At 65.4% G+C, this 8566-nt stretch carries 7 protein-coding genes; 2 read left to right on the forward strand and 5 right to left on the reverse strand.

Translation table 11 applies throughout. The features are described 5' to 3' along the window. Both AC5RWT_RS31445 and AC5RWT_RS31450 read left to right on the forward strand, forming a co-directional pair. Positions 1 to 797: DUF349 domain-containing protein (locus AC5RWT_RS31445; RefSeq protein ID WP_494083639.1), on the forward strand; the 797-nt coding region annotated here is incomplete at its 5' end. Positions 798 to 892: 95 nt separating this feature from the next. Then, entirely contained in the window at positions 893 to 1507 is a 615-nt protein-coding gene (locus tag AC5RWT_RS31450; RefSeq protein WP_494083640.1) for a type IV toxin-antitoxin system AbiEi family antitoxin, read from the forward strand. Between the two features lie 53 nt (positions 1508 to 1560). On the opposite strand, the gene AC5RWT_RS31455 is transcribed toward AC5RWT_RS31450, so the two are convergent. The 5 genes from AC5RWT_RS31455 to ruvB form a co-directional block, all read right to left on the reverse strand. Next, a complete protein-coding gene (locus tag AC5RWT_RS31455) occupies positions 1561 to 3771 on the reverse strand; it encodes a RelA/SpoT family protein (protein WP_493968020.1) in 2211 nt (736 codons plus the stop codon). A 271-nt stretch (positions 3772 to 4042) separates the two neighbouring features. After that, positions 4043 to 5038, reverse strand: coding sequence for a protein translocase subunit SecF (secF, locus tag AC5RWT_RS31460; protein WP_494083641.1), 996 nt, complete (start codon positions 5036 to 5038; stop codon positions 4043 to 4045). Further along, complete coding sequence (gene secD / locus AC5RWT_RS31465; protein ID WP_494083642.1) at positions 5039 to 6766, reverse strand: protein translocase subunit SecD; 1728 nt, start codon at positions 6764 to 6766, stop codon at positions 5039 to 5041. A gap of 109 nt (positions 6767 to 6875) precedes the next feature. Continuing rightward, positions 6876 to 7259, reverse strand: a complete 384-nt coding sequence (gene yajC / locus AC5RWT_RS31470) for a preprotein translocase subunit YajC (protein WP_494083643.1) — start codon at positions 7257 to 7259, stop codon at positions 6876 to 6878. Positions 7260 to 7464: 205 nt separating this feature from the next. Beyond that, positions 7465 to 8499 (reverse strand): Holliday junction branch migration DNA helicase RuvB, encoded by a 1035-nt coding sequence (gene ruvB, locus AC5RWT_RS31475; protein WP_494083644.1) that lies wholly within the window; start codon positions 8497 to 8499, stop codon positions 7465 to 7467. Between the last annotated feature and the right edge of the window lie 67 nt (positions 8500 to 8566).

Genomic DNA, 8566 nt, shown 5'->3' on the forward strand with positions numbered 1-8566 from the left:
TGAACGAACTCTTTGACGCGTGGAAGTCCGCCCAGAAGAACGGCATCCGGCTGGGCCGCAGTACCGAGGACGCACTGTGGAAGCGCTTCCGCTCCGCGCGGACGGTCTTCGACCGGCACCGCCGCGCGTTCTTCAGCCAACTGGACAACGAGAACGCTGCGGCCAAGGCTGCCAAGGAAGCATTGATCGCCCGTGCCGAAGAGCTTTCCAGCTCCACCGACTGGGGCCATACCGCTGCCGAGTACCGCAAGCTGATGGACGATTGGAAGACTTCCAAGCGCGCCAGCCGCAAGGACGACGACGCCCTGTGGGCAAGGTTCCGGGCAGCCCAGGACAAGTTCTTCGCTGCACGCCAGGCAGCCAATGAGGCGATTGACCAGGAGTTCTCCGCCAACCTGGTGGTCAAGGAAGCGCTGGTGGCCGAGGCTCAGGCCTTGCTGCCCGTGACCGACCTGTCGGCAGCCAAGAGGTCGCTGCAGTCGATCCGCGACCGGTGGGAGGAAGCAGGCAAGGTTCCGCGCGGTGACATGCAGCGGATCGAGGCCGGGCTGCGCAAGGTGGAGGATGCGGTGAAGGCGGCCGAAGACGACCACTGGCGCCGGACGAACCCGGAAACCAAGGCCCGGACCAACAGTGCGCTGTCCCAGCTCGAGTCGGCCATCGCCGGACTCGAAGATGACCTGGCACAGGCCGAAAAGGCCGGAGACCAGCGGCGCATCACCGTGGCACGTGAGGCGCTGGAGGCCCGCCGCCAGTGGCTGAATACGCTGCTGCGCTCGGCCGAGGATTTCTCCTAGCCGGTAACTCCTACACAGCCGAAGGGCCGGGACCGCTTTCCACAAAGCGTTTCCGGCCCTTCGGCTCTGCCGGGCCATTTGGCATGCTGGCTGGCATGGCCGTCCACCCAGCCCCTGCCAGTCCGGCGACTGCACCCGCTGCCCAGGTTCCGCCCGCGGTGCTCCGGCCCGGGCATCCGTTCAGCCGGAGCGAGCTCGAGTGCATGCGTCTGGACAGGCTCGTGGTCAACGTCTACGGCCCGGTATTTGCCTTGCCGTGGGACCAGATCACGCCCCGGCACCGCGCGGCCGCCGCGTTCTTCAGCTTGCCCGAACCTGTCCGCCGGAAGGTGGTGCTGGGAAGGCTGACCGCGGCATGGGTCTACGGTTGCGCGCCGGCGCCGCAGAAGCTCTCGGTGCTGCTGGACCACCGGCACCGGACGACGTCGCAGGGCCGGTTCCGGCTGGCCCTGGTTCACGAAGTGACATTGGGCCCCCTCGACACCGTGACCATCGGCGGGGTCCCGGTCAGTACGCCGCTGCGAACCGCCCTGGATGTGGCGCTGCACGCTCCGGAAGAGGACGCCGCCGCCGTTTTGAGGGCGCTGGCAGGCAGCAAGGGGCTTGGCTGCCGGCTGGACACCGTCCGGCAGGCCATTGAGGCCAGGCCGAGACTGCCCGGCAAAGCCCGGGCGCTGCAGCGTCTGGACTCCGCGATCGGAAATGCTTAGCAGGAGGGACGCCAAGCCTGCGCCGGATGCGGAGTGACCGGGTGTGCTTGCGCTTAGCGGCGCTGGGACCCTGAGGTGCGGTAGACGTCGTACACGCCGTCGATGCGCCGCACTGCACCGAGCACGTGGCTGAGATACTTCGGATCGCCCATCTCAAACGAGAAACGCGAAATCGCCAGCCGGTCGCTTGAGGTGTGCACGGTGGCGGAGAGAATGTTGACGTGGTTTTCGGCGAGCACTCGGGTGACATCGGAGAGCAGGCTCTTGCGGTCCAATGCCTCCACTTGGATTTCCACCAGGAACACGCTGGACTGGGTGGGCGCCCAGGCGACATCCACGATGCGGTCGGGGCTTTCGCGCAGTTCCGCCACATTGCGGCAGTCAGCGCGGTGCACGGAGACACCGGAACCGCGGGTGACGAATCCGACAATGGGATCCGGCGGGACCGGAGTGCAGCACCGGGCGAGCTTGACCCACACATCGCCGACGCCAACGACCGTGACGCCCGAGTCCGGATGCTTCGGACGCTTAACCGTCGTCGAAATGGACGGCTGGGCTTCTTCGACTGCTTCCTGTCCGCCGAGAAGACCGACCAGGTGTTCGATCACGTTCTGCGCCGATGTATGGCCGTCGCCCACCGCGGCGTAAAGCGCGGACACGTCGGCGTGGTGCAGCTCCTGCGCCACTGACATCAAGGCGTCGTGCGTCATCATCTTCTGCAGCGGCAGGTTCTGCTTCCGCATGGCGCGGGTGAGTTGGTCCTTGCCCTTTTCGATCGCCTCTTCGCGGCGCTCCTTGGTGAACCATTGGCGGATTTTGTTCCGCGCCCGCGGGCTCTTAACGAAGCCCTGCCAGTCCTGGCTGGGGCCGGCGCCTTCGGCCTTGGAGGTGAAGATTTCCACCCAGTCGCCGTGGTTGAGTTCGCTGTTCAGCGGGACCAGCTTGCCGTTGACCCGGGCACCGATGGTGCGGTGGCCCACTTCGGTGTGCACGGCGTAGGCAAAGTCCACCGGAGTGGATCCGGCCGGTAGTGCCATGACTTCGCCCTTGGGGGTGAAGACGAAAACTTCCTTGGCGTTGATTTCGAACCGGAGGGAGTCCAGGAACTCTGCCGGGTCGCTGGTCTCCTGCTGCCAGTCGACCAGGCTGCGCAGCCAGCCCATGTCGCCGCCGTCGGCCGTCCCGCCGCGGGCAATGTCCTTGTACTTCCAGTGGGCCGCCACACCGTATTCGGCGCGACGGTGCATCTCATGGGTGCGGATCTGGATTTCCACCGGCTTGCCGCCCGGGCCGATCACCGTGGTGTGCAGCGACTGGTACATGTTGAACTTCGGCATCGCGATGTAGTCTTTGAACCGGCCGGGCAGCGGGTTCCACCGCGCGTGCAGGGCGCCGAGCGCGGCGTAGCAGTCGCGGACGGTGTCCACCAAAACCCGGATGCCCATGAGGTCGTGGATGTCGTCGAAGTCCTTACCCCGCACGATCATCTTCTGGTAGATCGAGTAGTAGTGCTTCGGCCGGCCGGTGATCGTCGCCTTGATCTTCACGGCCCGCAGATCGTCGCCGATCTTGGTGCGCAGCGTCGTCAGGTACTTCTCGCGTTCGGGGGTGCGCTCCCCCACCATCCGCACGATCTCCTCGTAGACCTTGGGATGCAGGGCGGCGAAGGAAAGGTCTTCCAGCTCCCACTTGATGGTGTTCATGCCCAGCCGGTGGGCCAAGGGGGCGAAAATTTCCAAGGTCTCGCGGGCCTTCTTGGCCGACGACTCGGGCGAAACAAACCGCCAGGTGCGGGCGTTGTGCAACCGATCGGCAAGTTTGATCACCAGGACGCGGATGTCCCTGGCCATCGCCACGACCATTTTGCGTACGGTCTCCGACTGGGCCGCGTCACCGAACTGCACCTTGTCGAGTTTGGTGACGCCGTCAACCAGCATCGCGATTTCGGGACCGAACTCCGCCTTGAGGTCGGCAAGCGTGTACTCGGTGTCTTCCACCGTGTCGTGCAGCAGGGCGGCAGCCAGTGTCGTGCCGGTCATGCCCAGTTCGGCCAGGATGGTGGCCACAGCCACCGGATGCGTGATGTAGGGATCGCCGCTCTTGCGCTTCTGTCCGCGGTGGCTGCGCTCGGCCACCACGAACGCGCGCTGGATCAGGTCGAAGTCTTCGCGCGGGTTGTTGGCCCTGACAGTGCGCAGCAGCGGTTCAAGGATGGGCGAATAGCTGGTGCCGCCGCGTCCGGCCAGCCGGGCAAGCCGGGACATTGTCCGCTCCCGGCGGCCGGGGAAGGCGTGGCGGACCGGTGCTGTGGCCGGAACTTGATCGGCCGCGGGCACGCCGGAAGAACCAGGGCCCGAAGTGGTTCCGGTGTCAGCGGCCTGGTCCGTCGACCTGAGGTTCTCGGCCAATCCTTCCTGCCTTCCCGATTCGTCGTGGAACTGCCGGTGCACCGCCGGCCGGCGGTGCACCAATCCAGCACTGTTCCGCAAAGTCCAGTCTATGCCGTCAGGCGGCCCCCGGCGCCCCGGTTTATCGTCAGACGGCGGGTGCTGCCTCGGTACGGCGCCGTTCCTCCACACGCTTGGCCTGCTTGATCAGCGCCGGCTCCTTGGCCCGTAGCCTGACATACATCGGCGCAGCGATGAAGAGCGTCGTCGCGGCCCCGATGATGATGCCGATAAAGAGTGCCAACGACACGTCTTTCAATGTTCCGGCGCCCAGCAGGAACGCGCCAATGAACAGGATGGCGGCCACCGGCAGGACGGCGACAACGGAGGTGTTGATGGACCGGACCAAGGTCTGGTTCACGGCGAGGTTGACCTCTTCCGCGAAGGTCTTTCGCGTGGACTTGTCCAAATTCGCCGTGTTCTCGCGGATCTTGTCGAAGACCACCACCGTGTCATACAGCGAGTAGCCCAGAATGGTCAGGAAGCCGATGATCGCCGACGGTGTCACTTCGAAGTCGCTCAGGGAGTAAATGCCTGCGGTCAGGATGAGCACCACGACCAGCCCGCTCAGCGCAGAAATGGACATCTTCCAGGTGCGGAAGTACAGCGCCATCATGAACGCCGCCAGCACAACGAACACCACCAGGCCCCAGACCGCCTGCCGCGTGACGTCTGCGCCCCAGGTAGGACCGACGAATGAGGACGTCACCTGGTCGGCGTTGACGCCGTAGGCCCCGACGAGCGCGTCCCTGAGTTCAAGCGTCTGGTCGTCGGTGAGCCGCTCGGTCTGGATCCGCATGGTGCCCGGGGCAATGTTGGTCACCTGGGGATCTGCCTCCGGAGCCACCTTGGCCACTGCCGCTTCGCCAGGGCCGACGTCGGTGTTTTCAACGTTGGAGACGGTGAACTCGGAACCGCCGCGGAAATCAATGCCGAGGTTGAAGCCGCCCTTGATGATCGGCACCAGGATGGAGAGCAGGATGGCCGCGATGGCGATTCCGAACCAGAGCTTGTACTTGCCGACGAAGTCGTAGGACCGCTTGCCGGTGTAGAGGTCGTTGCCCCACTTAGCAAAGTTGGCCATTTAGTTGCTCTCCTTGTCGGCCCCGCGGCCCACGCCGCTGGTGGCCCGCTGCTTCTCCGCCGCCCTGCGTTCGGCAATGGTTTGGCGTCGGCTTGCTTCGGCCGCTGCCGCGGTGTTCTTGGCCGGGACCGGGACCTTACGCTCACCCGGCTGGCGGATACGCCCTGCACCGCGGTACAGCGGCACTGCGTCCAGCAGGCGCGGGTCCAGGCCCGAGAACCGGTGGCCCTCGCCGAAGAACTTGGTCCGGGCCAGCAAAACCATGGTCGGGTGGGTGAACATAAAGACGACCAGCAGGTCGGCCACCGCGGTCAGGCCGAGCGTGAAAGCGAATCCGCGCACGTTGCCCACTGCCACGAAATAGAGCACGACGGCGGCCAGCAGGTTGACAGCCTTGGAAGCGAGCACCGTCTGCCGTGCGCGTTTCCAGCCGTTGTCCACCGCGGAAACCAAACCGCGCCCTTCGCGCAGTTCATCGCGGATGCGTTCGAAGTAGACGATGAACGAGTCGGCGGTCTGGCCGATCGCCACGATCAAACCGGCTACGCCGGCAAGGGACAGCCTGTAGTTCTCGGTCCAGCCCAGAATCGCGATCGCCAGATAGGTCATGATGCCGGCCACTACAAGCGACGCGATGGTGACCAACCCAAGCATGCGGTACTGGAAGATCGAGTAGGCTGCGACCAGCACCAGGCCGATGAGCCCGGCAATCAGGCCCATCCGCAGCTGGTCTGCGCCCAGCGTGGCGGAAATCTGCTGCTCGCTTTGGATTTCAAAACTGATCGGCAGCGCACCGTACTTCAGCTGTTCAGCCAGGCCGCGCGCCGACTCTTCCGTGAAGTTGCCGGTGATCTGCGGCTTCCCGTCCGGGATAACCGCGTTCGTCGTCGGAGCGGATATTACCTGGCCATCCAGCACGATGGCGAACTGGTTCCTGGCTCCGGAGAGACCGAAGAGCCGCTCGGTCACGTCCTTGAAGGTCTTGGTTCCCTCGCCGTTGAACTCGATGTTGACGGCCCACTGATTCAGGCTCTGTCCCTGCTGGCCACGGGTCTGGCCGAAGCTGGCGCCGGCAATGTCCGTGCCGGGCACCTCCACCGGGCCCAGTATGTACTTCATGCCGGTATCCGGTTCGCAGGCGACCGTCGGCTTCGCCGGGTCGGCAGGCTCGGCCTCCGCTGCCGCGGCGGCCGGGTCAAGGCATTCAAGCGCCTCAAATTTCTGGTAGAGCTCGGGCGTGATCCAGTTCGGATCACTGGCGTTCTCCGGCTTGCCGGTCGGTTTGGGAAGGTCTTTGGCCGGCGTCCGCTCGGCTTTCGGAACGGCAGAGCCCTGCGCAACGGTAAGGACCGGACGGAACTCCATGTCGGCAGAAGCCTGGATCAGTTCGCGGGTCCGCGGGTCGGGGGTACCCGGCAGGCTGACCACGACGTTGCGGCCGGACTGCGTAGTAATCTCTGCTTCCGCCACACCGGAACCGTCAACGCGCTGGCGGATAATCTCCACGGCCTGGTTCAGTTGGTCGGCGGTGATCTCACCGCCGGAGCCTTGGACCTTGGGGGCCAGAATCATCTGGGTACCGCCCTCAAGGTCGAGCGCCAGCTTAGGCGCCCAGCTCGCGTGGCCGGTGAAGACACCGCTGCCCAGGATGACGGTGCCGGCGGCCAGGAGCACACCGAGCCAGATGAGTGTCCGCCGCGCAAGGCTGGTGGAACCGGATCGTGCCATGGAAGAACTTTCTCTTATCGGCTTAGACGGCCGGCCGAACCGGTCGGTACATGGCGAAGTGGCGGGGCAGGCCCCGCCACTGCACGCCTATGCGGCTAAGCCATCCGGCCTACTTGGTGTCTTTGTTCTGCTCTTCATTGAGTCGTTTGAGGGTCTCTTCGGCGGACTCCTCGGGGCGGTGGGCCGTCTCCGTGGTGAGGGATGAGGCATCGTCGGGCACCTCGGGGGTTTCCGGCGTCACCACTTCGTTCACTGCCTGCGTGTGCACGGTGGCGGTGTTGCCCGGCGACAGCTCAAGGACCACCTTGTTGTTGTCCGCGTCGATGGAAACGACAGTGCCGAAGAGGCCGAACTGCGTCATGACCTCCGTGCCCGGAACCATCTGTTCCTTGATTCGCTCGGCCTTCTCCCGCATCTGGGCCTGAACCTTCTTCTGCTTGCGGAACATGAAGAAGATCAGCAGCGCGAAGACGGCAAACAGGCCGATGGTCATCACATCGATGCCACCGCCCGCCTGCTGCGCGGTATTGGTCGCGGTGAAGAGATTTACGAACACAGGAAAGTTCCGTCCTAGAAGTCTGGGGCGGACCGGCAGGAAATTCCGGACCGTGTACGCAGCCTGCCGCGTCCCGCAAGGAACGGCGCACTCCGCACGTTGCCACCATTCTACGCGGTGACGGCCCTTACACGGTCACGCTTCAGTTTTCGGCGAAATCCGTGTCCGGCTCCAGCAGTTCAGCAAGCAGGTCCCCGGTCTGTCCTGCGGTGAGATGCTCCGGCACAGCCAGCCCCAGGTGCTGCCAGGCGGCGACGGTGGCGATCCGCCCCCGCGGCGTCCGGCCCAACAGCCCTTCACGAACCAAGTAAGGTTCGGCCACCGTCTCCACGGTCTCGGTTTCCTCCCCCACGGCGATGGCCAGCGTGGACAGCCCGACCGGCCCGCCCCCGAATTTGGTGATCAGGGCGGTCAGCACCGCGCGGTCCAGCCGATCCAGTCCGCGTTCGTCGACCTCGTACATATCCAGCGCGGCCGCCGCGGTGCGGGCATCGATTTCCTCGATCTTGTGCACCAGCGCCCAGTCCCGGACCCGGCGCAGCAATCGGTTGGCGATGCGGGGCGTCCCTCGGGAACGGCCGGCGATCTCAGCGAACCCCGCGGAGCTCACCTTCAAGTCCAGCAGCATTGCGGAACGCCGAAGCACCAGTTCCAGCTCGGCGACGGCATAAAACTCCAAGTGCCCGGTAAAGCCGAACCGGTCGCGCAGCGGGCCCGGCAGCAGTCCGGCCCGGGTGGTGGCGCCCACCAGCGTGAAAGGCGGCAGGTCCAGCGGGATGGCAGTGGCGCCGGCACCCTTGCCCACCACGATGTCCACCCGGAAGTCTTCCATGGCCATGTACAGCATTTCCTCCGCCGGCCGGGACATCCGGTGGATCTCGTCCAGAAAGAGGATCTCCCCTTCCGTCAGCGAGGACAGGATCGCTGCCAGGTCGCCGGCGTGCTGGATTGCCGGCCCGGAACTGATCCGCAGCGGCGCGTTCATCTCGGCGGCAATGATCATGGCCAGCGTGGTCTTGCCCAGCCCGGGCGGGCCGGAGAGCAGGACGTGGTCGGCGGTCCGTTCGCGAATCCGGGATGCTTCCAGTACCAGCGACAGTTGCTGGCGGACCCTGGCCTGGCCCACGAAATCATCCAGGTTCTTGGGCCGCACCGCCTTCCGCCGCAGCCGCACCAAGCGAAAGCGCCTCGGCCACCTGCGCGTGGACGCTGTCCCGGAGCCTGCGGTCCACCAGCGGGGCCAT

The organism is Arthrobacter sp. Dra40 (assembly GCF_059091905.1).

Bases quoted from the DNA above. Each gene is read 5' to 3' on its own strand.
- AC5RWT_RS31455 (WP_493968020.1), bottom strand. From the start codon at position 3,771: ATGTCCCGGCTTGCCCGGCTGGCCGGACGCGGCGGCACCAGCTATTCG.
- AC5RWT_RS31450 (WP_494083640.1), top strand. From the start codon at position 893: ATGGCCGTCCACCCAGCCCCTGCCAGTCCGGCGACTGCACCCGCTGCC.
- yajC (WP_494083643.1), bottom strand. From the start codon at position 7,259: ATGACCATCGGCCTGTTTGCCGTCTTCGCGCTGCTGATCTTCTTCATG.
- secD (WP_494083642.1), bottom strand. From the start codon at position 6,766: ATGGCACGATCCGGTTCCACCAGCCTTGCGCGGCGGACACTCATCTGG.
- secF (WP_494083641.1), bottom strand. From the start codon at position 5,038: ATGGCCAACTTTGCTAAGTGGGGCAACGACCTCTACACCGGCAAGCGG.